The organism is Streptomyces sp. NPDC003027 (assembly GCF_053591435.1).
In genome coordinates, this window is record NZ_JBSFTU010000032.1 from 37283 (window position 1) to 61735 (window position 24453).

A 24453-nucleotide genomic window follows, 5' to 3' on the forward strand; every position below is an offset into this window, starting at 1 on the left:
TCCGAACGCGGCGGCACGCTGGAAGCAGACCGCCCGGACAGAGGTGAGTGCCATGGGTGAGGCGTCAGGACGACAGCCTCCGCGGTGGGGAGACCGGCCGCCGCCTCCAGGCGGCTGGGGCGGCTGGGCTCCGCCGCCCCAGCCGCCGAGGAGGTCCAGGACGTGCCTGATCGTCACGCTGGTTCTCGTCGGCCTTGCCGTCCTCGTCGGCCTCGCGGCCGTCGCCCTGCTGGCCACGGTGGACGATCCTGACCGCGACGGTCCGGGAGGCCCGGCAGGCGACGTGCGGATCAGAGCCTGTGAAGTCGACGCCACCACCAAGTGGCCGCACGCCGACCTCGTCATCACCAACCGCAGCGGCAAGGCCAGCGACTACCTGATCAGCGTCGAGTTCGTCGCGCCGTCCGGGGAGCGTGTCGCCGAGGCCAACGCCTCCGCCGACCATCTCGCCCCCGGTCAGGTCTTCAACGAGAGGGCGCGGAGCCTGACGCAGGTCGAGAGGCCGATCACCTGCAACGTGACCGACGTGTTCCGCACGGCGTCCTGACGCTCACAGCCCGTACGCGCGGCCCGGACCGGCGGCCCGACCGCACCAGGCTGGTCGCCGAGGACAGCTCCCGGCGGGTACGGAGGGACCGACCGCCCCTCCGCCCCCGGCCGGCGGGCCGAGCGTGCCGGCGGCTCCGGTTCAGAACCTGCGGATCACGCGCAGCGAGTCCGTGTACAGATCGCCCTTCTGCTCCGCGGTCGACTTCCTGCCGTTGAGGATCGACTTGCCTCCGAGGTCCGCCAGGGTCGGCCCGTTCGGCGTCTTGCGGCTGGAGACGAAACGCAGGCCGCCGTGCTGGTCCCGCCCGACATAGATGCCGGTGTGGTCGATGACGCCCGCCTCGGTCTCGGGGTCCGCCGGGTCGGAGGCGGTCGCGTCGAAGTAGACGACGTCGCCGATCCGCAGCCCGGTAAGCGAGGGCGCCGCGGTCGTGCCCTTGGCCACCACCACGCCGGGGCCGCTGGCGGACTGGTGCCGCGAGGTGCGGGGCAGGTTGCGGCCGTCGAAGTTCTCGTAGGCGACCATCGGGATGCCCAGATGGTGCCCGTAGACCATCCGGACGAAGCCGGAGCAGTCCAGACACCCCTTGAAGGCGGGCTCCGCGCTCTTGCGCTCGCCGCTCGCGGTGAAGGTCCAGTCGAGCCCCATGTACTCGTGGAAGTCGGCGCCGATGTACCGCAGACCGGCCGCGTCCGGCTTGCTGTACTCGGACTCGCCGACCACGGTCGCGCCCTGGAGCGCGGGGTCGGTCACCGCCGGGGCGAAGGGCCGGTACATGGAGGCGTACGCGAGCGCGTCGGGGGAGGTGTCGCCCGCCCAGGCGCGGATCCGCTGCTCCAGCGCGGGCGTCCAGGTGCCGTCGAAGGGCGTCGGCAGCACCCGTACCCAGGTGTCGTGGCAGATGACCGGCGGATCGGCCCACACCGCCGACTCCACGTCGAAGTCGTAGACCCGGGCCTCCAGCGTCGTGGTGCTGCCGGGGGAGGCGTACGCGCGGACTCCGAAGGTGCCCGTGGTGAAGACCTTGGCCGGGTCCTTCTCGGGATCGCTCAGGCTGTGGTGCCACGTATCCGTGGGCTCGGTCGTGCCGTGCCGCCAGGCGCGGGCGCGCAGGAGGGTTCCGGTCTTCTCGACCTTCACCCACCAGTGGTCGAACGCCGCGAAGCCGGTGCCGACCGTGACGGCAGCACCGAGGACGGTCACGCTGTTGTCCAGCGCCTTCTCGACGAGAAGCTGTACGTCTCCGGCGGGGGTGACGATCAGCCGCGCCCGGTAGTGGTTGCTCGTGTCCTTGACCGCGAAGGTCAGGGCGAGCGAGGCGGCCGCACCGGTCGGAACCTTGTCGAAGGAGAAGCGGGCGGCGGCGCCGACGTCCCCGACGTTCTTGTCGGGGAGCAGGGCGTGGCGGCTGGTACCCGCCTCGCTGACGTCGAGCCGGATGACCGCGCGGCCGCTCTCCAGGAAGTAGTTCGTGTCCGGGCCGTTGTACGTGGACCACTTGCCGCCGCCGGGGGAGGAGCCCCAGCCGTTCTGGCCGGCGGGCAAGGTCCGGGTGAAGGCGTCGGCGAATGGTTTCTTCTGCTCGGTGAACCAGCGCTTCGGTCCGCGCAGCCCGACCGTCGTGGCGCCGGTGGTGAGGGTGGCGAGCACCCCCTGGGTGTCGGACACCTCCAGCAGCGGGGGAGTGCCGGGGATCGTACGGGTGGTCAGCGCCCCGGCCGGGTGGGCGGCGAAGTGCCACGGGTCGCACGGGTCGGCCGCCATGGGAAGCCGGCCACCGGGCGCCGTGGGCCCGGCGACCGCCGCCGTGGTCTCTGCCGCCGTGGTCTCCGCGGCGACGGCAGGCGTGGCGGCGAAGGCGGACGGCGCGAGCGGCAGCGAACCGCCGACCGCCGCGCCGGTCAGCGCGGCGAGCGCCGATCTGCGGCTCAAGGAAGACTTCGGCGTGGACATGCGGGTACCCCCCAGGGTGGTGACTGCGGTCACTGGTGTGACGTCAGGGGGACCTTACCGGCGCACGTCACCCATCCGGTGACCGGCCCGCACGACCGTCCCACCGCCGCTGCGAGGACATCGGCCCGCCCCGGCCGCCGCGCGCGAGCGGCGGTCCCTCCCCCGGGTCCTCGCCCCGCGCACTCGGCTCCGGCCGGCGCCGTCCCGTACGTGAACTGCCGTACGCGCGCGACGAGTAGAGCTGTTGAACTCAGGATGCCCGGGCAGAGGAGTCCTATGAACGATCTTGACATCCTCGCCGTCGTCGGAGGGCTCCGCCCATGACCGCCCCCCGCAAGCGCGCTGGCCGCGCACACCAGAGGCAGGCGTTCAGCATCCGGCAGCTTCTCCTCTTCTTCGGCCTGATGGCGATAGCCCTGTGTGCCGTGGGACTTCTGCTGAAGGTGATGGTCAGGACGGCCGAACGCCATCCCGGTCAGGCGGCGGTCACGGTGGCGGCGGTCGCCCTTCTGGCGGTGTCCCTGAGAAGCGTCCGCAAGCGCCGCAGGGCACGCCGCACTCCGGGGACATGGGCCGACATCCCCCCTCAACGAGAGGGGACGACAGCCCATGCGGGCCTGCTCGGGGGCGACTTGGCCACCGAGGCCGAAGCGGCGCCTTCCCGCTTCGGGGCGGACGACTACCTGGCCATGGACCCTGACGGTTTCGAGCAGGCTGTCGCCGCGCTGTGCGCCCGCGACGGCTGTCTCGACGTCCAGGTCGTCGGGGGCGCGGGCGACCTCGGGGCCGACGTCACAGCCACCACGCCCGACGGGCGACACCTGGTCATACAGTGCAAACGCTACGGCCCGGTCAACAAGGTCGGCTCCCAGGACGTGCAGAGATTCGGCGGCACCTGCTTCGCCGTGCACGACGCGGCCGTCGCCGCCGTCGTCACCACGGGGGAGTTCACTCAGCCGGCGACGGAGTACGCGGAACAGTGCGGAATCCGGTGCTTCGACCACGGGGCCCTCGTCGCCTGGACGGAGGGGACCGGCCCGGCACCCTGGGAGGCCGCACCCGCCTTGGACCCCGGAGGACCGGCATAGAACGGTGCCCACCCACGACGTCCGGGAGCGCACGCTCAACCGGCGCCTCGCCGCGCGTCCTTCACCCCCGAGCGGCAGCGGCGCCTGCGCCATCCGCCCTCGGAACGGCCCGTGGAGTGGGCTCGCCCCAGCGGACTCCAGGAGGCCGGAGAGGCGGTGACACGGGCCGTGGACGCCGCGATCCGCGGTCGGTGACCGGAGCCGTCCCCCACCGTCCGGGCCGGCGCGCCCGCCCCCGGCCATCGCCACGCACCCGGGCCGGTGCTCGGCCCGCCCGCCCCCGGCCATCGCCACGCACCCGAGACGCCCGTCTGATCCCGCCGCTGCCGCGGGCCGCCCGTGCACCGTCGGCACGTTGACAGGTGTCTGTCGAGATGTTGCTATAAGGCGCTGCTCAGCCTGGCCTGCGCCGCGACACATGCCGCTCGGGCACCGGACCGGCCGCCACTTCACCGGCCGGCCGCCACTTCACCGGGGCGGCGCCCCCGAGACCAGAGCGAGGACCCATGCCGCAGCGCGCCGCGACCATCGTCGGCGGCGGGATCGGCGGTCTCGCGACGGCCATCGCCCTGCACCGCCGCGGCTGGCGCGTCGAGGTGCTGGAACGGGCCCCGGAGTTCACCGAGGTCGGCGCCGGCATCTCCCTCTGGCCGAACGCGCTGCACGCGCTCGACGTGCTCGGTCTCGCCGACGCCGTGCGCGCGCTCGGCGCCGTCGAGCCCGGCGGCGGCGTACGCGACCGGCGGGGCCGCCGGCTCTCCCGCGCGGACAACACGGAGCTGACCCGCCGCTTCGGCCACCCCCTGCTGGTCCTGCACCGCGCGGACCTGCTGCGGGCGCTCACCGAGGCGCTGCCCGCCGACAGCCTGCGGTCGGGCAGCGAAGTGACCGAGGTCCGCGACGACGGGCGCGACCTGGTCGTCGAGCACCGCGGCGGCGAGTCCCGGCCCGACCTCGTGGTCGGCGCCGACGGTCTGCGCAGTGCGGTCCGCCGCTCCCTGTGGCCCGACGCCGCCGGCCCCCGGTACGCCGGCTACACCGCCTGGCGCATGGTCACCGAGCCCCTCGCCGAGCCGCCCTCCGAGGGCGCGGCGATCTGGGGCCGAGGGGAGAGATTCGGCTACACGGCGCTGCCCGGCGGGCGGATGTACTGCTTCGCGACCGCGTCGCTGCCGCCTACCGGAGCGGCGTCCGGCCCCCGCGAGCACGCCGGACTGCTACGCCGGTTCGGCGCCTGGCCGGACCCCGTCCCCGCCCTGCTGGCGGCCGTCCCCCCGGACGCGGTCCTCCGGCACGACCTGTACGACCTGCCGCCGCTGCCCTCCTTCGCCCGCGGCCGGGCCGCCCTGCTGGGCGACGCCGCCCACGCCATGACACCCAACCTGGGCCAGGGCGCCTGCCAGGCCCTGGAGGACGCGGTCACCCTCGCCCACTGCCTCGACGCCGCCCCCGACGTGGCCGCCGCGCTCCGCTCGTACGACCTGCTGCGCCGCCCGCGAACCCAGGCCGTCACCCGCCGCTCCGCACGGCTCGGCGCGGTCGGCCAGCTGGCGTGGCCGCCCGCGGTGCTGCTGCGCGACACGGCGGCCCGGCTGACACCCACGTGGGTGACCCTGCGCGCCATGACGCCGGTGCTCGGCTGGACCCCGCCCCGTGACGTGGGACCGGCCGGGCCGGGTGACGGAGTGACCGCGACGCAGAAGACGGAGAACGAGAGCCACTGATGCCGGACTGGACCTACCACCCGCTGCGAGGCCCGGCCGCCGCCGTCCTCGGCCCGCGCTGTTCGCAGCGCACCGCACTGCGCCTGCTGGCCTCGATCGGGTCCCGCCCGGCCGGCGCACGGCTGATCTCCCGGGGCTTCGGCCACCGCCATCCGCCGAAGCCGCTCGCCGGCGAGGTCGCCGGCGCACCCGTCTCCGTCCGCCTCGGCATATCCGTCCCGCCCTCGCTCGCCCGCGAGGCGATACGCGCCATGCCCCCGCTCGGCGCCGGTGTCGTCGAGGTGTCACCCGTCTCGGCGGCCGACGTGGAGACCGTCCGCGAAGCAGCCGCCGGCCGCTCGATCCCGATGGTCGTCCACGCCCGCGACCCGCAGACCGAGGCCGCCCTCGCCCCCCACGTCGACGGCTTCACCAGGGGCGACGATCCGCGCATCCGCCGGGTGTCCGACCCGTCGGTCACCGCCGCGGCCGCCGCCCTCGACGAGCCGGGCGCCGTCGTGCTCGCCCGGCCAGAGGTCCTCGTGGCGGCCGGCCCCGGCTGGTTCGCACGGGTCACCGAGGCGGCCACGCCCACCGCGCCCGCTCCGGCGCTACGGGACGTCGGCCCGGTGCTGCGCGACGTCGGCCGCGATCCGCGCCGCTGGCCCCCCTGGTGGTGGGCGCTGATCGTCGGGCTCGGGATGACGGGCGCCGGACTCGGCGCCGCGGCCATCACGCTCGGGCCGGTGCTGCTCTGGTACGACCGCGACTACCTCGGCATGACGCTGGACGAACTGCATGCCGCCAACCACCACCTCGTGCACTTCCTCCAGCACGACCGGATCACCATGGCCGGCACGATGGTGGCGATCGGCGCCCTCTACACCGGCCTCGCCGTGGGCGGGATCAGACGCGGCTGGCCCTGGGCCCGCGAGGTGTACCTGCTCTCGGGGGCGATCGGCTTCCCCACCCTGTTCTACTTCCTGGCCACCGGGTTCGTGGAACCCCTGCACACGGCCACCGCCCTCGTGCTGTTCCCGATGTTCCTGGCCGGGGTCCGCCGGACCCCGCACGCGCCGCGGTGGCGCCTGGCCGCGGAGGGTCCCGAACCGGAGCGCCGACGGGCGCTGGTCGGCCAGCTGCTGCTGATCGTCACCGGTGCGGGGCTCTTCGTCGGCGGAGCGGTGATCTCGGTGGTCGGTCTGACCGGTGTCTTCGTACCGGCCGACCTGGTCTTCCTGGGCACCAGTACGCAGCTGCTGGAAGCCGTCAATCCCCGGCTCGTGCCGTTCGTCGCCCACGACCGGGCGGGATTCGGCGGTGCCCTGATGGCCGCCGCGGTGGCCATCACGCTGCTCAGCGCGTGGGGATGGCGGCGGGGCGAGACGTGGGTGTTCTGGAGCCTCGCCGCGGCGGCGGCCGCCGGCTTCCTGCCGGCCGTCGTCGTGCACGGCGCGATCCATTACACCGACTTCCTCCACCTCGCGCCGGTCTACTTCGGCATCGCCACGACCGGCACGGGCCTGCTGCTCGCGCGTCCGTACCTGTGCGCCAAGGCGTCGACGCCCCCGAGGAGCTGACGCCCGCCCGCGATGAGACGTTCAGGCGGCGTCGCCGGCCGGCCTCAGTCGTCTCATGGGCTCGTTCAGCTCACGCTGGAAGAAGTCGATGAAGCCGTCCGGGTCCGGGCCGGCGTTCTGCATGACCAGCCGGTCGAAGCCCGCGTCGACGAAGCGCTGCGCCACCTCGGTGTACCGCGCCAGGTCGTTGCCGCAGGCGAACTTCTCGAGGATGTCCTCCTCGCGCACGGTCGTGGTCGCCGCCTCGAAATCGACCGGGTTGGGCAGCTCCCTCATGACCTTCCACCCCGTGACCGCCCAGCGGGACGTCTCCCGTACGGCCTTCGCCGCCGTACGCTCGTCGGGCGCCCACGCCATGGGGACCTCGACATAGCCCGGCCCCTCACCGCCGGCCTCACGGTAGTGGCGGACGATCTCCGCCTTGTCCTCGGTGGCGAACAGGCCGTCGCCCAGCTCGGCGGCGATACGCGATGACGGCCCGCCGCTCGCGGCCACCGCGATCAGGGGCAGCTCCTCCGGGAGGTCGAAGACCCGGGCGTCCTCCAACCGCAGATACCCCGCCGGGCGGAACGCCTCGGCGGCGAGCTTGTATCCGATCTGCACGTGTCGTTCCTCTCCTCGACACGGAGACACCGCTTTCGTCCGCGCAGAGGTACCCCCGGCCCCCGCGGCCCGTCACGGGCGCCCGAGGGCGGGCCGAGGCCGGGCCAGGGGCAGGGGACAACCCATCCGGGCCGAGCGCGCTTGTGCTGCGGGTAGCGCCGACCGACCATGAGGTTACGTAAGAAGGCAGGTGCCATGAGCGCGGTGTACGCGGCCGAGGACGCCGACTTCCGCGGTCCTCTCGACGTGACGAATGCGGCGACTGCCGTCCTGGACGCCGACGGTACGGTCGTCGGATGGGGCCCGGCGGCCTACGCGCTGCTCGGGTACCCCGCGCACGAGGCGGTGGGCCGCCCCATCGCCACGTTCGTCGTGGACCGCGCCGACCCCCACCGGGCCGCCACGCCCATGCCCGGCGCGGCCGAGGCCTGGCATCACGTGCTCCACATGGGGCACCGGGACGGCCACGTCATCCGCGTCGCGACCGCGTCCCTTCCGCTGTCCCACACGGGGACCGGCCCCGCCCGGCTGCTGTTCCTGGCGGACGCCGACGAGACGGAGCGGTGGGAGGCCCTCCAGTCCATGCTCCGGGGCCTGGCCACCCAGTCGCCGGTCGGCCTCGCCATCTACGACACCGAGCTGCGGGTCGTCTGGACCAACCGCGCGCTCTACGACGAGATGGGGGCCACGCAGTACGCGGGCCTCGGCCCCGACGAGATGGTCTCCGACGGTGAGATCCTCTCCGACGGCTACCCGGCCACCCTGGAAGAGGCCATGCGCCAGGTGCTCACCACCGGCGAACCCGTGATCGAGCTGCACTACAGCGGCCGACCGCCCGCCGACCCCGAGCACGACCACGTCTGGTCCTGCTCCTACTACCGGCTCCAGGACGCGAACGGCAGTGTCCTGGGCGTGTGCGAGGAGACGGTCGACATCACCGACCGCTACCTCGCCCAACAGCGCCTCGACCTCCTCGTACAGGCCGGCGGCCGGGTCGGCACGTCCCTGGACATGACACGGACGGCGCAGGAACTCGCCGCTGTGGCGGTCCCCCGGTTCGCCGACAGCATCACGGTCGACCTCATCGACGTCGTCCTGGAGGGCGAGCAGCCGACCCCCGGGACGGCCACCGCCAGGCGTTTCGTACGGGTCTGGGAACGACCGCCCGACCGGGCGGCGGCGGACACCGACCCGAACCGGCCCACCCGCGCGGACCCGGCCGGCGCTCCGGACGCGGCCGGTCGTGCGGACCCGGGCGTGCCCACGGACCCGGGCGCCGCTCCCGACGCGGCCGGCCTCGCGGTCTCGGGCGGGCCCACCGTACGGAGCACCTACACCCGGATGGTCGACCACGCGCCGGATTCGATCGAGGCCCGCTGCCTGGCCGGTGGCCGCTCCGTACGGGAACGCGGGACACGCGACGCGGGCGGCGCGCACGCGCGGGTCGCCGTGCCGCTGCGCGCCGGTGCCGCCCCGCTCGGGGTCGTCACCTTCTGCCGCGACAACCACCCCGACCCGTTCGACTCCGATGACCTGCTCGTGGCCGAGGAGCTGGCGGCCCGGGCCGCCGTCAGCATCGACAACGCGCGCCGTTTCACCCGCGAGCACGCCGCCGCACTCACCCTCCAGCGCAGCCTGCTGCCCCGGAACCTGCCACGGCTCACCGGTGTCGACGTCGCGCACCGCTACCTGCCGGCGGACAGCAGCGCCGGAGTCGGCGGTGACTGGTACGACGTGATCGCCCTGTCCGGTACGCGCGTCGGCCTGGTCGTCGGCGACGTCGTCGGCCACGGTGTGCGCGCCGCCGCCACCATGGGCCGGCTGCGGACGAGCGTCCGCGCGCTCGCCCGGCTCGACCTCCCGCCCGACGAACTTCTCTCCCGCCTCGATGAGCTCATCACCCAGGACGCCCACGAGCAGGCCACGGTCCAGGCCGGGACCGACGACGCGGCACTCGGCGTCACCTGCCTCTACGCCGTGTACGACCCGGTGACGGGGCGATGCAGCATGGCCCGCGCCGGCCATCCGCTGCCCTCCGTCGTCGACCCCGCCACGGGGGCGGTCACCCACCCGGACCTGCCCGCCGGACCGCCGCTGGGCCTCGGCGGTCTGCCGTTCGAGAGCAGTGAGTTCACCCTCCCCGAAGGGAGCGTCATCGCCCTGTTCACCGATGGTCTGGTCCAGGGCCGCGGCCGGGACCGCGACGCCGAACTCGACGCGCTGCACGGCATCCTCGCCGACCACCGCCACCCTCTGGACGACCTGTGCGACCGTGTCGTCGCCAAGCTGCTGCCCGGCCCGGTGGACGACGACGCCGCACTCCTCCTCGTACGCACCCGGACTCTCGACAGCCACGAGGTGGCCGCCTGGGAGTTGTCCGACGACCTCGAAGTGGTGGGCCGGGCCCGCGCGCTCGCCACCCGGCAGGTCGATGCGTGGGGACTGGACGGCGACCTCTCCTTCACCACCGAACTGGTCGTCAGCGAGCTCGTCACCAACGCCATCCGCTACGCCTCCGGCCCCATCCAGCTCCGGCTCATCCGCGACCGCGCCCTGATCTGCGAGGTCTCCGACACCGGCCACACCTCCCCCCATCTACGGCGCGCCGGCAACGAGGACGAGGGCGGCCGGGGCCTGTTCCTCGTCGCCCAGATGACGCAGCAGTGGGGCACCCGGTACACCTCGACGGGCAAGACGATCTGGGCCGAGCAGCCGCTCACCCCCTGAGCCCCGGCGCAAGGAGGGTGCCTGAGTCTCCGGCCGCGTCGGACCCCGGCGGCTCCTCACGGGCCCGGTCGGGACCTCGGCCGGTCAGACGTTGTCGAGCACAGCCTCGACCGTCCTGGCCACCCGGTACCTCACCCGGCACCAACTGTTGCAGAAGCGCCTCCCGCGCCACCGCGAACGCTGCTGGAGCTGCCGCTTGCACCACGTGCACGGCTTCGTGCCGATCCCCACGCCAAGTCCCCCCACACCCGTGATCCTAACGGCCCGCCCGGGTGGTCGTCGGTGGCTCCGCGGTGTCCACGTACGAGTGACACCAGCCCGGCCGCGACCTGACCGGTCAGCCGGTTCCCCGCGGCGGGGACGGGACTCCCGCACGACACGGCCGTAGTGTTTGCAAGTGATGTCCCTGGGCGATCTGCAACCCTGACGACGATGACGGCCAAGGTCAGGCCAGGGAGGCACGGGCGATCATGGAGGACCAGGATGTCGAGAGCGAATCCGTGCGTGGCGCGGCCTCGCCTTCGGAGCTGCCCGGACGGCTTGCGGCGGCCGCGTGCGTCGTGGACGACTGCGGTGTCCTCACCGCGGTGAACGCCCGCGCCGAGCGGCTGCTGAGGATCAAGGCCGCCGACGTCGTAGGGCGCGACGCTCACGACCTCCTGCACCGCGACGGCCACGGCCAGCCGCTGGCCAGGGCCCGCTGCCGGGTCGAGGAAGCCATCCTGTCCCGGCGTACGCGGACCGGCCGCGGCTGGTTCGAGCAGGGGGACGGGAGCCTGACCGAGCTGTCCTGGTCGATCGTCCCCTGCGCCGGAGCCACGGACTCCGGCGCGGACACGCTGATGGTCTTCCACGACCCGGGCACCGGCCTGGCCCCCTCCGAGGAACCCGCGGAGACCGGCGCGACGCTGTCGGAGCTCGAGCGCCTGGCGCTGCTGGCCGAGACGACGACGCAGTTGACGTCGACCCTCGACAGCGACGAGGCGCTGCGCCGCCTCGTGCGACTGGTGGTGCCCCGGCTCGCGGACTGGGTGGTGGTGGACCTGATCACCGAGGCCGACGAAGTGGAGCGCGTCATCGTCGTCCACTACGAGGACGAGGCCCTGACCTACCGCGAGGACCTGCAGGGGCCGATGCCACCGGTCCCCGCCGAGTCGCCGATGCCCCTGTCGCGGGCCCTGCGGGGCGCCGCCTCCACGCTGGTGACACCGGCGACGTACCAAGGCCCCCCGGACTCCGGCATCGCCATCGAACAGCGGCGGCTGTTCGAGGCGACGGGCATGCATTCGGCGGCGATCGCACCGATACGGGGTGTACGGGACGTGCTGGGCGCGCTCACTCTGGGCCGGTCCAAGCGCCCGGACGCGATGACCCCGGCGGACCTGTCCCTGGTGGAGGACATCACCCGCCGTACAGGGCTGGCTCTGGACAACGCACGCCTGTACCAGCGGCAGCGCAAGGTCGCGGAGACGATGCAGCGCCACCTCCTGCCGCAGCTGCCGTCGATCCCCGGGCTGCAGATGACCGCGCGCTACGTCCCCTCACCGGACGCCTCGCAGGTCGGCGGCGACTGGTACGACGTCTTCACGCTGGCCGACGGCACGACGGCGCTGGCGATCGGTGACGTGGTCGGGCACGACCTGGACGCCGCGGCGGGCATGGCCCAGGTCCGCAGCATCCTCCGCGCGTACGCGTGGACCCATCGCGACCCGCCCAGCGCGATCGTGAACCGGCTGGACGAGTCGGCCATGCACATCGCGGGGGTCTCGATGGCGACCCTGGTCTTCGGCACGCTGGAACAGACCGGTGACGGGGCCTGGCACCTGGCCTGGACGAATGCCGGCCACCCACCGCCGCTCCTGATCACGTACGACGGGCGGGCCCGCTACCTCACGGAAGGGCACGGGTTGCTGCTGAGTACCGGCCTGACGGCGAAGCGGACGGACACGCGCATCATCCTTCCTCCGCAGTCGACGCTGGTGCTCTACACCGACGGGCTCGTGGAGAGCCGTGACCACTCGATCGACGACGGACTGGAGCGGCTGCGCAAGCACGCCGCCTCGCTGGTGCACCGCCCGCTCGCCGCCTTCACCGACCTGCTGCTGGAACGCGCCCGCCCGGTCCGGAACAACGACGACGACATCGCCATCCTGGCCCTGCGCACCCCGGCCGCGCACACGACCAGCCCACCCCAGCCGGGCGCTGCCTGACCGCCGTGCGGACACGGCCGGCCCATGCCCGCCGGGAGGCCCCCGGCGGGCATGGGGGCGACGGACCGAGGAGAGCTGACCCACACTGGGATCATGGGCAGCGGCGGCGCCGGGTACCGGCCCCTCACCAAGGTCTTGCACTGGAGCGTCGTGGCCGCGTTCGCCGCGCAGTTCGTGGTCGGATACCTCCTGGACGCCGACGAGCCGGGCCGTGGCCGTGGCAGAGGGCGGGGCGGTGGACCGGGGCGCGGGCGCGGCAGGGGAGAGGGCGAGTACGCCGCCTTCGGGGACGACGCGCTCCTCACCGCGCACGTCCTCCTCGGTGTCACGATCATCGTGCTCGGCATCGTCCGGCTCGCCTGGCGGCGGCTGACCCCCTTGCCGCCCTGGGCGCCGACGCTGACCGCACGGGAGCGACGCCTCGCCCACGGCACCGAGAGCGCGCTGTACTGGCTGACCTTCCTCGTGCCCGCCACCGGACTGGTGCTGCTCGCCGCCGGCGACGACATCCTTCCGCTCCACATCGCCGCGCATGCCGCCTTCTTCACCGCTCTCGCCCTGCACGTCGGCCTGGTGCTCAAGCACCAGTTCATCAACCGCGACCGGCTGCTGCATCGCATGCTGTGACCCTGGGGGCACGGGCCCCGTCCCGGGCACGGTGCGGCTGTCCCCGTTGTCAGTGGTGGGCGACAGGATGGGGGCATGACGACGAACTCAGCTGTTGTGCTCGCCGACGCGCCCGCGTACGCCGCCGCTGTCGACCAGGCCGCGCAGGCCGCGGCCGCGTACTACACCACGGGCGAGAGCCTGCTCGACGACGACGCGTACGACCGCCTGGTACGAGGGATCGCCGCCTACGAGGCCGAGCACCCCCAAGGGGTGCTGGACGCCTCACCGACGGGCAAGGTCGCCGGCGGCGCGGCCGTCGGCGACATACCCCACACCGTCCCCATGCTCTCCCTGGACAACGTGTTCTCCGCCGAACAGTTCGTCACCTGGACGGCGTCGCTCGAGCGGCGCATCGGCAGACCCGTCGCTGCCTGGAGCGTGGAGCCGAAACTCGACGGGCTGGCCGTCGCCGCGCGCTATCACGAGGGCCGGCTGGACCGGCTGATCACCCGAGGCGACGGCACCGCGGGCGAGGACGTGTCGCACGCGATCGGCACCATCGTCGGCCTGCCCGAGCAGCTCGGCTCACCGGTGACGATCGAGGTGCGCGGCGAGGTCCTCATGACCGACGAGCAGTTCGAACAGGCCAACACGGTGCGTACGGAGCATGGCGGCGCCCCCTTCGCCAACCCGCGCAACGGAGCGGCCGGCACGCTCCGCGCCAAGGACAGGCCGTACCGCGTCGAGATGACGTTCTTCGCGTACGGCGCGATCCCGCTGCCCGACTCCGGCGAACTCACCGCCGCCTTGGCCGACCTCCCGCACAGCGAGGTCGTCGCGTACGTCGCCGGACTCGGCGTACACACGGCGGCGGCCACGGACGTGGCGCCCCGCACCGTCACCACGGCCGAGGAGGTGCAGGCCAGGGTCGAGGAAGTCGCCGCGCTGCGCGCCTCGTTGCCGTTCGGGATCGACGGCATCGTGATCAAGGCGGACCTGGCCTCGGACCAGCGGGAGGCGGGCTCAGGCACACGGGCACCGCGCTGGGCCATCGCGTACAAGCTGCCGGCCGTCGAGAAGGTCACCCGTCTCCTGGGCGTCGAGTGGAACGTCGGCCGTACCGGCATCATCGCGCCGCGCGCCGTTCTCGAGCCAGTCGAGATCGACGGATCGACCGTCAGCTTCGCGACCCTGCACAACCCGGCCGACATCACGCGGCGGGACCTGCGCCTGGGCGACCGGGTGATGGTCTACAAGGCGGGCGACATCATCCCCCGCATCGAGGCGCCCGTCGCCCATCTGCGCACCGGCGACGAGCAGCCGATCGAGTTCCCCCGGACGTGCCCGCAGTGCGGCTCCGAGATCGACACCAGCGAGCAGCGCTGGCGGTGCACGCGCGGGCGCGACTGCCGCCTGGTCGCCTCCATCTCGTACGCGGCGGGCCGCGACCAGCTCGACATCGAGGGCCTCGGCTCCACCCGGGTGGTGCAGCTCGTCGACGCGGGGCTGGTCGCCGACTTCGCCGACCTCTTCACCCTGGAACGCGAGCAGCTGCTCGCCCTCGACCGGATGGGTGAGACCTCCACGGACAATCTGCTGGCCGCCATCGACACCGCCCGCGGCCGTCCGCTGTCACGGGTGTTCTGCGCCCTCGGGGTACGCGGCACGGGACGCTCCATGTCCCGGCGTATCGCCCGGTACTTCGCCACCATGGACCGGATCGTCGCCGCCGACGCGGAGACGCTTCAGCTGGTCGACGGGATAGGCAGGGAGAAGGCGGCGGGTGTGGTCTCGGAGCTGGCGGAGCTCGCTCCGCTGATCGGGAAGCTGGTGCACGCGGGCGTCAACATGACGGAGCCCGGCGCGACACCGCCGCCGGAACAGGGCACGGAAGCGGTCGCCGAGAGCGGTGAAGGGGCGTCACAGCAGCCTCTCGCCGGGATGACGGTGGTGGTCACCGGGGCCATGACCGGCCGGCTGGAGAAGCTGTCACGCAATCAGATGAACGAGCTGATCGAGCGGGCGGGCGGGAAGTCCTCGTCCGGCGTCTCCCCGCGCACGAGCCTCCTGGTCGCGGGCGAGAAGGCGGGCTCCAAGCGCACGAAGGCGGAGGACCTCGGTGTCCGGATCGCGGCACCCGACGAGTTCGCCGAGCTGGTCGGAGCGTTCCTTGCCCTGGAGGTCTGACGGAATGCTGCGGTGATTCCCTGAGGAAGCGCCGAGGACGGACTGCGGCAGGTGCTTCCTGTCGACCTGCGCGAGGTGCGGGGGCCCGGCCTGTCCCACGCCCCCATGACCCGCACCGCGTCGCCGAGTTGGCCGACGCCCCGTGGCCTCTGCCGGAGAGCGGGGCCGTCCCTTTGGTTTGACCGCCGGAGAAGCGGCAAGCCGAACTGACGAGCGCTCTGCAAGCAGTGACGAACAGCCAGCCAGGAGACACAATCCAGGAAGGCAGCCATGTCGACCCTGACCACAGTCCTCATCATCGCGGCGGTGGTCGCGGTGGTGCTGGCGGCCGGTGTCGTGTTCCGGGCCCGCACGGGCACCGGTAGCGGCACGCGCTCTCTCAAGCGGCGCTTCGGCCCCGAGTACGACCGCACCATCGAACGCCACGGCGGAAACACCGAGGCCGCCCACCGTGACCTGCGCGAGCGGGTCGAGCGGCACGGACACATCCGGCCGCTGCCGCTGGAACCCGCCGTCCGCGAGCAGTACGACGCTCAGTGGACCACCCTTCAGGAGCGCTTCGTCGACGCCCCTCGGCAGGCCGTCGCCGATGCCGAACAGCTCCTCGCGCGGATCGCCGCGACCCGGGGCTTCCCGGCGGCCGACCGGCACGACGAGCAGCTCGCCGCCCTCTCGGTGCACCATCCCCGCCACGTGGAGGGCCTGCGTACGGTACGCCGGACCGTCCACTCGGGGACCGCGTCCACCGAGGAGCTGCGTGAGGCCTTGCTCCACGCACGCGCCCTGTTCGAGAGCCTGACGGCCGCCGAACCGGCGTGGGGTGGCAAGGCGCGTCCGCACACCGCCTCCGCGCGAGGCCGAGGCCACCTGCTCAAGCCGAAGGGAAGTGGTGCCTGATGGCGCGCGAGAACCGGGACCAGCGGGCAGAGGGCCGTACCGGAGACGACCTGCGGCACGAGCCCCAGGCCCCCGCGTACCGGGGCTCGTCGGGCGCCGGTGAGAACGGGCCGGATCGCACGGCGGGTGCCCCCATCCAGGCGGCGCCGGCCCGGAGCACCGGCCGCCCCGCACCGTCGGCGCCCGCGCCCTCGTCGCCACCCGCGCCGGTCACCGGCAGCCAGGCGACACCGCTGTCCGCGTCACCTCTGTCCGCTGAACCGTCCGGCGACCCCGGCGCCACGGGCCGGAACGACAGGAGCCTTACGCACGCTCCCGCCGCGACCCCCGCCGCGCCGCGCGGACGGCAGACGACGGACCCGCTCACGTACGACGGCCACACCTCCGGGTCGGGCCGCGAGCCGGGTGGCGACGGCAGTGGTGACCTTGACGCCGGCGGTGACCCCGGCGCGAGCGGCGCGCGCCGCGCATCCGGTCCGGCCGGAAACCGTCCGCTCGGGCTGTTGCTCGGCGACGCCGACCGCGACCGTCTGGGACAGCGCCTGCACCACGCGCTGGCCGGGTTCGTCGACTCGCCGCGCAGCTCGGTCGCCGAAGCGGCCGAGGTGCTCGACGAGGTGGAGGAACAGCTCATCGCCTCCCTCCGGGACCGTCGCGCCGCCTTGCGGGCGGGCTGGCAGGGAATCGGCGACTCGAGCGATCGGGGCGTCGAGACCGAACAGCTCCGGCTCACCCTGCGAACCTATCGCGAGGTGACGGAACACCTGCTCGGCGCATGACCCCGGCGCCCCTTCCGCCGGCATGGCCGTGGCCCCCGTGGTGATCCACGGGGGCCACGGCCATGCCGGGCGAGCGGCGGCGCGCCACGTGACCGGACGGACCGGCCCACGTCCGTGGGCCGGTCCGTCCGGTCAGACCTCGGAGCGGAACGACCGTCCGCTGCCTTCGACCCCGTTGCCCTCGCCGTCCCCGGCCCCGCGTTCGCCGAAGCTCCATGCGTCGATGTCGCGGTAGCGGATCGGCCCCGGACCCCGGCCGAAGTTGCTGCCGACCAGGTGCAGGCGTTCCGCGTGCCAGGGCCGACCGGTGAATCCGGTGAGTCCGGCAGCGGCCTTCGCCACGCTGTCGGTGTCGTCCCTGCGGGAGCGGGCCAGCGTCAGATGGGGACGCAGGGGGCGGTCCGCGACATCGACCCCGCACGCCTTGACGACGGTGCGGACCTCGGCGGCGAGCAGATGCAGCCCTTCGAGGTCTCCGTCGATCCCGCTCCACAGCACCCGCTCGTCGAAACACCCCGCACCGCGAAGTGCCAGCCGCAAGGGCGGACGCGTTGCCGCGAGGCGGGCGAGCGGTGCCCGCAGGAGCGGAACGGTGGTGACGGGCAGCTCGCCGAGAAACGCGAGCGTGATGTGCCAGTCCTCGATGCGGTTCCACCGCATGTTCGGGTACGCGTCGTAGGCGGGCCGCAGCTCCCGTGCCAGTTCTTCCTTCGCTTCGTCGGGCGGCGCGAGAGCTATGAAGACGCGGACGGTCGAGGTCTGAATCTGTTCGTTCACAGAGACTTCGTACACCACGGGCCCCCGGCTCCGGCCGGAGGGCGCTTCGCCGGACCTCTCGTACGCGAAGACCTTCCGGTACCGGACCCGGAGAACCGCTCTTGTGGGCCGGCCGTCCTCGGACTCAGCCGCGCACCGCGATCCATGTGGTGGCCGCGATGGTCAGGGCCACGCTGCCCAGCGCGAACGCGAACGTGCGGCGTCGGAGCATCTCGTACCGGTGGCTGTACTCCGCGCGGAGCTCCGCGGCGCGCTCGACGGTCGATCGGAGCATCTGGAGGCGGAGGGCGAGGTGCTGGTCGGCGAAGCGGCGGGCGACTTCGTCCTGCTCCAGGGGCCCGAGCCAGGACAGGCTCCGGGCCAGGTCCTCACTCATCTGCTTCACCTCCTGCCGGATGGCCTGGCTCATGAGGTAGCCCTCGAGGCGCGCGAGGCCCTCGGCGTTGCCGTCGGGCCCTTTCGCGGAGCGCGGCCTCATCGAGGCGCCGAGCCGTGTGGGCCGGTGTCGCGTCCAGGCTGCGTCGCGGCGCCGGAGTCATCCAGGATGTCGCGCTTGTGCTCCTTGCCTTCGTCCAGGGCGGCGACCTCCGGATAGTGGAGGTCGAAGGCCGGGGACTCGGAGCGGATCCTGGGCAGGGTGACGAAGTTGTGCCGCGGAGGCGGGCAGGAGGTGGCCCACTCCAGCGAGCGGCCGTATCCCCAGGGGTCCTCGACCTTGACCCGGGGCGCGAATTTCGCGGTCTTCCAGACGTTGTAGAAGAACGGCAGGGTCGACATACCGAGCAGGAACGCGCCGATGCTGGACAGGGTGTTCAGTGCGGTGAAACCGTCGGCCTCCAGATAGTCGGCGTAGCGGCGGGGCATTCCCTCCGCACCGAGCCAGTGCTGGACGAGGAAGGTGCCGTGGAAGCCGATGAAAAGGGTCCAGAAGTGGATCTTCCCGAGGCGTTCGTCGAGCATCGTGCCCGTCATCTTCGGCCACCAGAAGTAGAAGCCGGCGAACATCGCGAAGACGACGGTACCGAAGACGACGTAGTGGAAATGGGCCACGACGAAATAGGTGTCGGTGACATGGAAGTCCATCGGCGGTGAGGCCAGGATGATGCCCGTCAGGCCGCCGAAGAGGAACGTCACCAGGAAGCCGATCGACCACAGCATCGGCGTCTCGAAAGACAGCGAACCCTTCCACATGGTGCCGATCCAGTTGAAGAACTTCACGCCGGTCGGCACCGCGATGAGGAAGGTCATGAAGGAGAAGAACGGCAGCAGAACGGCCCCGGTGGCGAACATGTGGTGCGCCCACACCGTTGCCGACAATCCCGCGATGGCGATCGTCGCGGCGATCAGCCCGATATAGCCGAAGATCGGCTTACGGGAGAACACCGGAAGAATCTCGGAAATGATGCCGAAGAACGGCAGCGCGATGATGTATACCTCGGGGTGCCCGAAGAACCAGAACAGGTGCTGCCACAGCAGTGCTCCGCCGTTGGCCGGGGCGAAGACGTGCGAGCCGAACTGCCGATCCGACTCCAGCACCAGCAGCGCCGCGGCCAGGACCGGGAACGCCAGCAGGACCAGAACGGAGGTCAGCAGGACGTTCCAGGTGAAGATCGGCATCCGGAACATCGTCATGCCCGGGGCCCGCATGCAGATGATGGTGGTGATGAAGTTGACGGCACCCAGAATCGTTCCGAAACCGCCGAGCGCCAGCCCCATGATCCACATGTCGCCTCCCACATAGGGAGTGCGTTCACCGCCACTGAGCGGTGTGTACGCGGTCCACCCGAAGTCCGCCGTGCCCTGTGTGGTGAACACACCTCCGAACGCGATCAGGCCGCCGAAGAGGAACAGCCAGTACGAGAGCATGTTCAGGCGGGGGAATGCGACGTCCGGGGAGCCGATCTGCAAAGGCATGATCGCGTTCGCGAAACCCGCGAAGGTCGGCGTCGCGAACAACAGCAGCATCACCGTGCCGTGCAGGGTGAACGCCTGGTTGTACTGCTCCGGGGACATGATCTGGATTCCGGGCCGCGCGAGCTCGGCCCGGATCATCAAGGCGAGTAGACCGCCCAGGAGAAAGAATACGAACGACGTGATCAGGTAGAGATGCCCGATCTTCTTGTGATCGGTCGTCGTCAGCCAGGAGACGACCACGGCCCCTACACTCCTGCCCGCCACGGGGACGGGGGCGACCGGCTCAGTCGACGTCGTCATGAAAACCTTCCGCAAGAACGAGCGGCCGACAAAACGGCCGTGACGTACCACTTCTACGCCCGCTCGCTCCGCCGGGCCACCCACGGCGCGGGCGCGTACGAGTGACGTCCGGCAAGAGTCGGTGACATGCCGTCAACCCGCGTCGGTCTCGCGCCGCCTCCTGGCGGCCACCGCCGCGAGCACCACGCCGCCGCCGATCACCGCGAGTCCACGAAGCCACACCTGGGCCTCGATCTGTGTGGCGAGGACGACACAAGAGATGAGCCCCAGGACGGGGAGCACGGTCGGGGCCCGGAAGTGGTCGCTCTCGCCCGGGTCCCGGCGCAGGACCAGGACCGCCGTGTTGACGATGCAGAACACCACGAGGAGCAGCAGCACGAGCGTGGAGGCCAGTTCGGCGACACTGCCGGTCAGCGCCAGCAGCATCGCCACCGCGGTCGTGGCCGCGATCGCGACCCACGGCGTACGGCGGCCGGGCAGCACCTTGGTGAGGCCGCTGGGCAGGAGCCCGTCACGGGCCATGCCGTAAGCGAGACGCGACGACATGATGCCGGTGAGCAGCGCGCCGTTGGCGACCGCGATCAGTGCCACCGCGCTGAACAGCCACGTCGGGACGCCTCCCGCCGCCTTCACGACTTCGAGCAGCGGGCCGCTGGACTCGGCGAGCCTCTCGGTCGGCACCGCGGCGGAGGCCGCGATCCCCACGAGCACGTACACGGCGCCCGCCGTGGCGAGCGCGCCGAACAGCGCTCGCGGATAGGAGCGTCGTGGGTTCCGCGTCTCCTCCGCGACGTTCACCGACGTCTCGAAGCCGACGAAGGAGTAGTACGCCAGCACGGAACCGCTCAGCACAGCGGGCACGGCACCCTTCTCCGGTGTGCCGAGCTGGGTGAGCCGCCCGGGATCGCCTTCGCCACGCAGCAGCAGCCACGCGCCCAGGACGACGATGACGAGGAGGCCGCCGACCTCGACGACGGTGGCGACGACGTTCGCGCGCGTCGATTCCTTGATGCCGCGCGCGTTGAGCAGCGCGAGTGCGGCGAGGAAGACGACGGCGACCGAGGCGACGGGGAGCGTCACGAAGGCCGACAGGTACTCACCGCCGAAGCCCCGGGCGAGCGCCGCGACGGAGACCACTCCCGCGGCGAGCATGCAGAACCCGGCGATGAAGCCGACCACCGGGCCGAACGCCCGCGTCGCGTAGTGAGAAGCCCCACCGGCCCTCGGGTACTTCGTCGCCAGCTCCGCATAGGAAGCGGCGGTCAGCAGAGCCAGGAGGAGGGCCACGGTGAGTGGCACCCACACGGCGCCCCCCGAGTCGGCGGCGACCTGCCCGACCAGGACGTAGACGCCGGCGCCCAGCACATCTCCGAGAATGAAGAAGAAGAGCAGGGGCGTGGTGAGGGCCCGCCGGAGGGACGGCTCGGTCGCAGCCGTGGGGAGTGTTTCGTTATCTGTCGACATGTCGACCCCTATCCCCTGGAAAGCCCGAAACACACCACCCGCTCCGCCATCTCACCGTGGGAGCCCGCCGCCGCGGGGCTCACGGCCTGGGGTTGGTGCGGTGCCACCGGGGGCGCGCGTCGCCGCCGCGCCGGCCGGCGACGGAGGCGCAGCGCGGACATTGGAGCCGGACGCGGTCCGCCGCCCCGCCGGACTCCGGAAATGTGTCCGCCCAGGTGATGTGGGGGAAGCGTGTCAGCTCGGACCGGCTGAGGGACAGGCCGCACACGGTCTGGTTCATGCCCGGTTCCCAGGCGTGGACCTCTCCGGCGGGCAGCCGCCGCCGGCCCTCCTCCTCGTCCGTCCACTGCCCGGAGGCGGCGACGGCGTACTGCTTCGAGCGAGGCATGTCGTATCAGCTCCCGTGGTGGTCGGTCTCGGTCACTTCGGTCAGTCGGCCGCGCTCCGGGTACACGGATGCTGCCGGGCCGCGTTTCGTACGGCCGCCAGGCCTGGTCGGCGGCGGGACGGGGGACCGGCCTCCGCGCCCGCGAGGCCGGCCGATCACAGCACTTTCAGAACATAGACGTAGATGGACGGAAAAGGGGTACGCGTCGTGCGTGAGCAACCGGAAAGCTGAACGTTTCGATTGACCAGGAGGAGCCTTGAGCGACTTCCAGGACAGCGGCCGTCCCGACCGGAGCAGGTCCGAGGCGGTGGCGAAAACGGCTCAGGACAAGGCGAGCGAGAGTGCCGGACTGGTGGCGGAGAAGGCCGCCGCGGTCACCGGCACCGCGAAGGAGCAGGCCGCCGATGTCGTCGGCGAAGCGACGAGTCAGGCCCGTGACCTCGTGGGAGAGCTGCGTGATCAGCTTCAGGGCCAGGCCCACTCCCAGACGCAGAACCTCGCGCGGAACGTGCGCCGGTTGGCGGACGAGCTGCGGGAGATGAGCGAGAGCGGCAAGCCGGAGTCCAGCGCGGCGGGTCTCGTGCGGCAACTGGCGGACGGCGGACACCAGGTGGCCTCCCGGATCGAAGAGCGAGGACCTGACGGCCTCGTCGGCGATCTGCAGGATTTCGCGAGGCGCAGGCCGGGCGTGTTCCTGGCCGGAGCGGCCCTCGCGGGATTCGCTGTCGCGCGGGTCGGCAAGGGCATCAGCGGGTCCGCCTCATCGAGCGCCGGCGCGGGGCAGGGCGGTCCGGGCCAGGGTGGCGTGCCACCGCGCCCGACGAGCCCGCCCCGTCACCAGGCGGCACCCAGCAGTGGCTCGGGCGCCCCGCAGGCGGCCTATGACGATCCGCTGGACACCTACGGGCAGTCCCAGCCGCCCCACGTGACGCCGTCCTACGAGCAGGCCCCCCCGACCCCGAGCCGGCCTGCCGCGGCGGCGCCTCCCACTCCGCCTCCGCCGGCGGGACCGCAGCGACCGACGCAAGGGAGCTGAGCGTGGTTACCCCGTACAAACAGCGCACCACCGCACCGACGACAGGCATTCCACCGACCCCGCCCCCGGCCGGAGCGCGTCCCGGATCCTTCCCGGGCACGCCCGCCGGGAGCCCGTACGGGACCCCGCCGCGAACGCCCCCCGGCGTCTCCACGGAAGCACGCGAGGAGGAGCAGTCGATCGGCGACCTGATCGGAGAGATCAGCTCGGACCTGTCGCAGCTGGTCCGCGACGAGATCGAACTGGCGAAAGCGGAGATCAAACAGGAGTCGACCAAGGCGGGAAAGGCCGTCGGCATGCTCGGCGGAGCCGGCTACGCCGGCCACCTGGTCCTCCTCTTCGGCAGCCTGGCGGCGGTCTTCGCCCTCGCCAACGTCATGGACCCCGCCTGGGCCGCGCTGATCGTCACCGCCGTCTGGGGCGTCGTCGGCGCGGTGCTGTACACCACCGGACGCAAACGTCTGCGTGACGTCAACCTCAAGCCGGAACAGACCATGGAGACACTGAAGGAGGACGCCCGATGGGCCCGACACCCGACGAGCTGAGGACCGACGTGGAGTACCGGCGAGCCCATCTGGCCCGCAACGTCGACCTGTTGACGGACCGGGTCACCCCCCGCAAGGTGGCGCGCCGCAAGGTCGGCGCGGCCCGGGGCCGGCTGAGCGGAGTGAAGGAGCGTGTGATGGGCACCGCCCGTGAGACCACCGGAAGGGTGGCCGAGACCACGCAGGGTGTGGCGGACTCCGCCGGGCAGACGTCGGCGAACATCGCCGAGACGGCGAAGGAGACGACCGACCGGCTCGGTGACGCCCTGTCCCAGGCGCCCGCGCAGGTCAGGCAGCAGACCCAGGGCAGCCCTCTCGCCGCCGGCCTGATCGCGTTCGGCGCCGGCATGCTGACGGCCGCGCTGCTGCCGACGACCGAGGCGGAGCAGCGTGCCGGACAGCAGCTGCGGGAGCACTCCGACGAACTCCTGGAGCCCGTGAAGCAGCAGGCGGTCCAGGCGGCGCAGGACATCAAGGAGGAGCTGCGCGAGCCGGCCGCTGAGGCGGTGGAATCGGTGAAGTCCACGGCTCAGGGCGCGGCCCAGACCACCATGGAAGAGACCCGGACGGCCGGACAGGAGACGGCGGGCGGCCTGCGCGACATGGGCAAGGGCGCTGCCGACGAGGTCCGGGGCCAGAGCGGCCGACAGGGGCCGCCGACCCCGTGAGCGGCCGAGACGCGTAGCTCACCGTACGCAGCAGGGGCGCCCGTGCCTTCGCGCACGGGCGCCCCGTCGTCGCGGGGCCTCCTGCCGGCAGTGAGGAGAATCGCTGTGAACAGCGCGACTGTGGCCCGAGCACATGGCTGTTTCCACCTGGTCACCGGTGCTTGGCCCCTCGTCCATCGACGCAGTTTCGAGGCGGTCACCGGACCGAAGGCGGATGTCTGGCTCTTGCAGACCGTGTCCGGGTTGCTGGTCGTCACCGGCTGGGGGCAGATCCGGGCAGCCGGTGCCGACCCGGACAGTGCGCGGAGGACCGGCGTGGGCGCTGCTTGCACGTTGCTCGCCATCGACGTGATCTACGCCTCCCGGGGGAGGATCCGGCGAGTGTACTTTCTCGACGCCGCCTTCCAGGCCCTCTGGCTCATCGCGTGGCGCCGCTCGCTCGCCTCGTGATCATGGCGGGCCAAGGGTCCCGCAC

Annotated in this window: 20 protein-coding genes and 1 pseudogene; 14 read left to right on the forward strand and 7 right to left on the reverse strand. The window is 72.3% G+C overall.

Features of this window, described 5'->3' with window-relative positions:
* Positions 1-52 precede the first annotated feature (52 nt).
* Positions 53-547, forward strand: coding sequence for a hypothetical protein (locus ACWDX6_RS21985; protein ID WP_451486576.1), 495 nt, complete (start codon positions 53-55; stop codon positions 545-547).
* A gap of 141 nt (positions 548-688) precedes the next feature.
* Here the strand turns inward: ACWDX6_RS21985 and ACWDX6_RS21990 are convergent, their stop codons facing one another.
* Positions 689-2482 carry a hypothetical protein gene (locus ACWDX6_RS21990; protein ID WP_451486577.1) on the reverse strand — a complete coding sequence of 598 codons (1794 nt, stop codon included), beginning with the start codon at positions 2480-2482 and terminating at the stop codon, positions 689-691.
* 341 nt (positions 2483-2823) lie between these two features.
* Between ACWDX6_RS21990 and ACWDX6_RS21995 the strand changes: the two genes are divergently transcribed.
* The 3 genes from ACWDX6_RS21995 to ACWDX6_RS22005 all read left to right on the forward strand — a co-directional run bounded on the left by ACWDX6_RS21995 (position 2824) and on the right by ACWDX6_RS22005 (position 6874).
* Positions 2824-3591 (forward strand): restriction endonuclease, encoded by a 768-nt coding sequence (locus ACWDX6_RS21995; protein WP_451486578.1) that lies wholly within the window; start codon positions 2824-2826, stop codon positions 3589-3591.
* Between the two features lie 506 nt (positions 3592-4097).
* A complete protein-coding gene (locus ACWDX6_RS22000) occupies positions 4098-5315 on the forward strand; it encodes an FAD-dependent monooxygenase (protein WP_451486579.1) in 1218 nt (405 codons plus the stop codon).
* Positions 5315-6874 carry a hypothetical protein gene (locus ACWDX6_RS22005; RefSeq protein WP_451486580.1) on the forward strand — a complete coding sequence of 520 codons (1560 nt, stop codon included), beginning with the start codon at positions 5315-5317 and terminating at the stop codon, positions 6872-6874. The genes ACWDX6_RS22000 and ACWDX6_RS22005 overlap by 1 nt, the downstream gene beginning before the upstream one ends.
* Positions 6875-6895: 21 nt before the next feature.
* On the opposite strand, the pseudogene ACWDX6_RS22010 reads toward ACWDX6_RS22005, so the two are convergent.
* Positions 6896-7429: pseudogene (locus tag ACWDX6_RS22010) on the reverse strand (LLM class F420-dependent oxidoreductase); the annotation flags it as partial.
* Between the two features lie 243 nt (positions 7430-7672).
* Between ACWDX6_RS22010 and ACWDX6_RS22015 the strand changes: the two are divergent.
* The 6 genes from ACWDX6_RS22015 to ACWDX6_RS22040 all read left to right on the forward strand — a co-directional run bounded on the left by ACWDX6_RS22015 (position 7673) and on the right by ACWDX6_RS22040 (position 16886).
* On the forward strand, positions 7673-10204 hold the full coding sequence (locus ACWDX6_RS22015) for a SpoIIE family protein phosphatase (RefSeq protein ID WP_451486581.1): 2532 nt from the start codon (positions 7673-7675) through the stop codon (positions 10202-10204).
* A gap of 470 nt (positions 10205-10674) precedes the next feature.
* Positions 10675-12414, forward strand: a complete 1740-nt coding sequence (locus ACWDX6_RS22020; RefSeq protein ID WP_451486582.1) for a SpoIIE family protein phosphatase — start codon at positions 10675-10677, stop codon at positions 12412-12414.
* Between the two features lie 93 nt (positions 12415-12507).
* On the forward strand, positions 12508-13041 hold the full coding sequence (locus ACWDX6_RS22025; protein ID WP_451486583.1) for a cytochrome b: 534 nt from the start codon (positions 12508-12510) through the stop codon (positions 13039-13041).
* 75 nt (positions 13042-13116) lie between these two features.
* Positions 13117-15210 (forward strand): NAD-dependent DNA ligase LigA, encoded by a 2094-nt coding sequence (ligA, locus tag ACWDX6_RS22030; RefSeq protein ID WP_451486584.1) that lies wholly within the window; start codon positions 13117-13119, stop codon positions 15208-15210.
* A gap of 270 nt (positions 15211-15480) precedes the next feature.
* Positions 15481-16107, forward strand: coding sequence for a hypothetical protein (locus ACWDX6_RS22035; RefSeq protein WP_451486585.1), 627 nt, complete (start codon positions 15481-15483; stop codon positions 16105-16107).
* Positions 16107-16886, forward strand: a complete 780-nt coding sequence (locus ACWDX6_RS22040; RefSeq protein ID WP_451486586.1) for a hypothetical protein — start codon at positions 16107-16109, stop codon at positions 16884-16886. The genes ACWDX6_RS22035 and ACWDX6_RS22040 overlap by 1 nt, the downstream gene beginning before the upstream one ends.
* Before the next feature lie 132 nt (positions 16887-17018).
* Here ACWDX6_RS22040 and thpR read toward each other — a convergent pair whose 3' ends face one another.
* From thpR to ACWDX6_RS22065, 5 genes are all read right to left on the reverse strand, one after another.
* Positions 17019-17663: an RNA 2',3'-cyclic phosphodiesterase gene (thpR, locus tag ACWDX6_RS22045; RefSeq protein ID WP_451486587.1), complete on the reverse strand. Its 645-nt coding sequence runs from the start codon at positions 17661-17663 to the stop codon at positions 17019-17021.
* 124 nt (positions 17664-17787) lie between these two features.
* Positions 17788-18072 (reverse strand): hypothetical protein, encoded by a 285-nt coding sequence (locus tag ACWDX6_RS22050; protein ID WP_451486588.1) that lies wholly within the window; start codon positions 18070-18072, stop codon positions 17788-17790.
* A 65-nt stretch (positions 18073-18137) separates the two neighbouring features.
* Positions 18138-19877 carry an aa3-type cytochrome oxidase subunit I gene (gene ctaD, locus ACWDX6_RS22055; RefSeq protein ID WP_451486589.1) on the reverse strand — a complete coding sequence of 580 codons (1740 nt, stop codon included), beginning with the start codon at positions 19875-19877 and terminating at the stop codon, positions 18138-18140.
* 132 nt (positions 19878-20009) lie between these two features.
* Positions 20010-21341 carry an APC family permease gene (locus ACWDX6_RS22060; RefSeq protein WP_451486590.1) on the reverse strand — a complete coding sequence of 444 codons (1332 nt, stop codon included), beginning with the start codon at positions 21339-21341 and terminating at the stop codon, positions 20010-20012.
* A gap of 79 nt (positions 21342-21420) precedes the next feature.
* Positions 21421-21729 (reverse strand): hypothetical protein, encoded by a 309-nt coding sequence (locus ACWDX6_RS22065; RefSeq protein ID WP_451486591.1) that lies wholly within the window; start codon positions 21727-21729, stop codon positions 21421-21423.
* A gap of 256 nt (positions 21730-21985) precedes the next feature.
* On the opposite strand from ACWDX6_RS22065, the gene ACWDX6_RS22070 reads away from it, so the two are divergent.
* From ACWDX6_RS22070 to ACWDX6_RS22085, 4 genes are all read left to right on the forward strand, one after another.
* Entirely contained in the window at positions 21986-22765 is a 780-nt protein-coding gene (locus ACWDX6_RS22070) for a hypothetical protein (RefSeq protein WP_451486592.1), read from the forward strand.
* 2 nt (positions 22766-22767) lie between these two features.
* Positions 22768-23310, forward strand: a complete 543-nt coding sequence (locus tag ACWDX6_RS22075) for a phage holin family protein (protein ID WP_451486593.1) — start codon at positions 22768-22770, stop codon at positions 23308-23310.
* The gene (locus tag ACWDX6_RS22080; RefSeq protein ID WP_451486594.1) at positions 23286-23978 is read left to right on the forward strand and encodes a DUF3618 domain-containing protein; all 693 of its coding nucleotides are present in this window, start codon (positions 23286-23288) and stop codon (positions 23976-23978) included. The genes ACWDX6_RS22075 and ACWDX6_RS22080 overlap by 25 nt, the downstream gene beginning before the upstream one ends.
* 105 nt (positions 23979-24083) lie before the next feature.
* Complete coding sequence (locus tag ACWDX6_RS22085) at positions 24084-24428, forward strand: hypothetical protein (protein ID WP_451486595.1); 345 nt, start codon at positions 24084-24086, stop codon at positions 24426-24428.
* Positions 24429-24453 lie beyond the last annotated feature (25 nt).

Excerpts from the sequence above, each read along its gene's own strand:
- ACWDX6_RS22080 (WP_451486594.1), top strand. The coding sequence starts at position 23,286 with ATGGGCCCGACACCCGACGAGCTGAGGACCGACGTGGAGTACCGGCGA.
- ACWDX6_RS21995 (WP_451486578.1), top strand. The coding sequence starts at position 2,824 with ATGACCGCCCCCCGCAAGCGCGCTGGCCGCGCACACCAGAGGCAGGCG.
- ACWDX6_RS22015 (WP_451486581.1), top strand. The coding sequence starts at position 7,673 with ATGAGCGCGGTGTACGCGGCCGAGGACGCCGACTTCCGCGGTCCTCTC.
- ctaD (WP_451486589.1), bottom strand. The coding sequence starts at position 19,877 with ATGACGACGTCGACTGAGCCGGTCGCCCCCGTCCCCGTGGCGGGCAGG.
- ACWDX6_RS22065 (WP_451486591.1), bottom strand. The coding sequence starts at position 21,729 with ATGCCTCGCTCGAAGCAGTACGCCGTCGCCGCCTCCGGGCAGTGGACG.
- ACWDX6_RS22020 (WP_451486582.1), top strand. The coding sequence starts at position 10,675 with ATGGAGGACCAGGATGTCGAGAGCGAATCCGTGCGTGGCGCGGCCTCG.
- ACWDX6_RS22025 (WP_451486583.1), top strand. The coding sequence starts at position 12,508 with ATGGGCAGCGGCGGCGCCGGGTACCGGCCCCTCACCAAGGTCTTGCAC.
- ACWDX6_RS21985 (WP_451486576.1), top strand. The coding sequence starts at position 53 with ATGGGTGAGGCGTCAGGACGACAGCCTCCGCGGTGGGGAGACCGGCCG.
- ACWDX6_RS22000 (WP_451486579.1), top strand. The coding sequence starts at position 4,098 with ATGCCGCAGCGCGCCGCGACCATCGTCGGCGGCGGGATCGGCGGTCTC.
- ACWDX6_RS22050 (WP_451486588.1), bottom strand. The coding sequence starts at position 18,072 with ATGAGCCAGGCCATCCGGCAGGAGGTGAAGCAGATGAGTGAGGACCTG.
- ACWDX6_RS22035 (WP_451486585.1), top strand. The coding sequence starts at position 15,481 with ATGTCGACCCTGACCACAGTCCTCATCATCGCGGCGGTGGTCGCGGTG.
- ligA (WP_451486584.1), top strand. The coding sequence starts at position 13,117 with ATGACGACGAACTCAGCTGTTGTGCTCGCCGACGCGCCCGCGTACGCC.
- ACWDX6_RS22005 (WP_451486580.1), top strand. The coding sequence starts at position 5,315 with ATGCCGGACTGGACCTACCACCCGCTGCGAGGCCCGGCCGCCGCCGTC.
- ACWDX6_RS22060 (WP_451486590.1), bottom strand. The coding sequence starts at position 21,341 with ATGTCGACAGATAACGAAACACTCCCCACGGCTGCGACCGAGCCGTCC.
- ACWDX6_RS22040 (WP_451486586.1), top strand. The coding sequence starts at position 16,107 with ATGGCGCGCGAGAACCGGGACCAGCGGGCAGAGGGCCGTACCGGAGAC.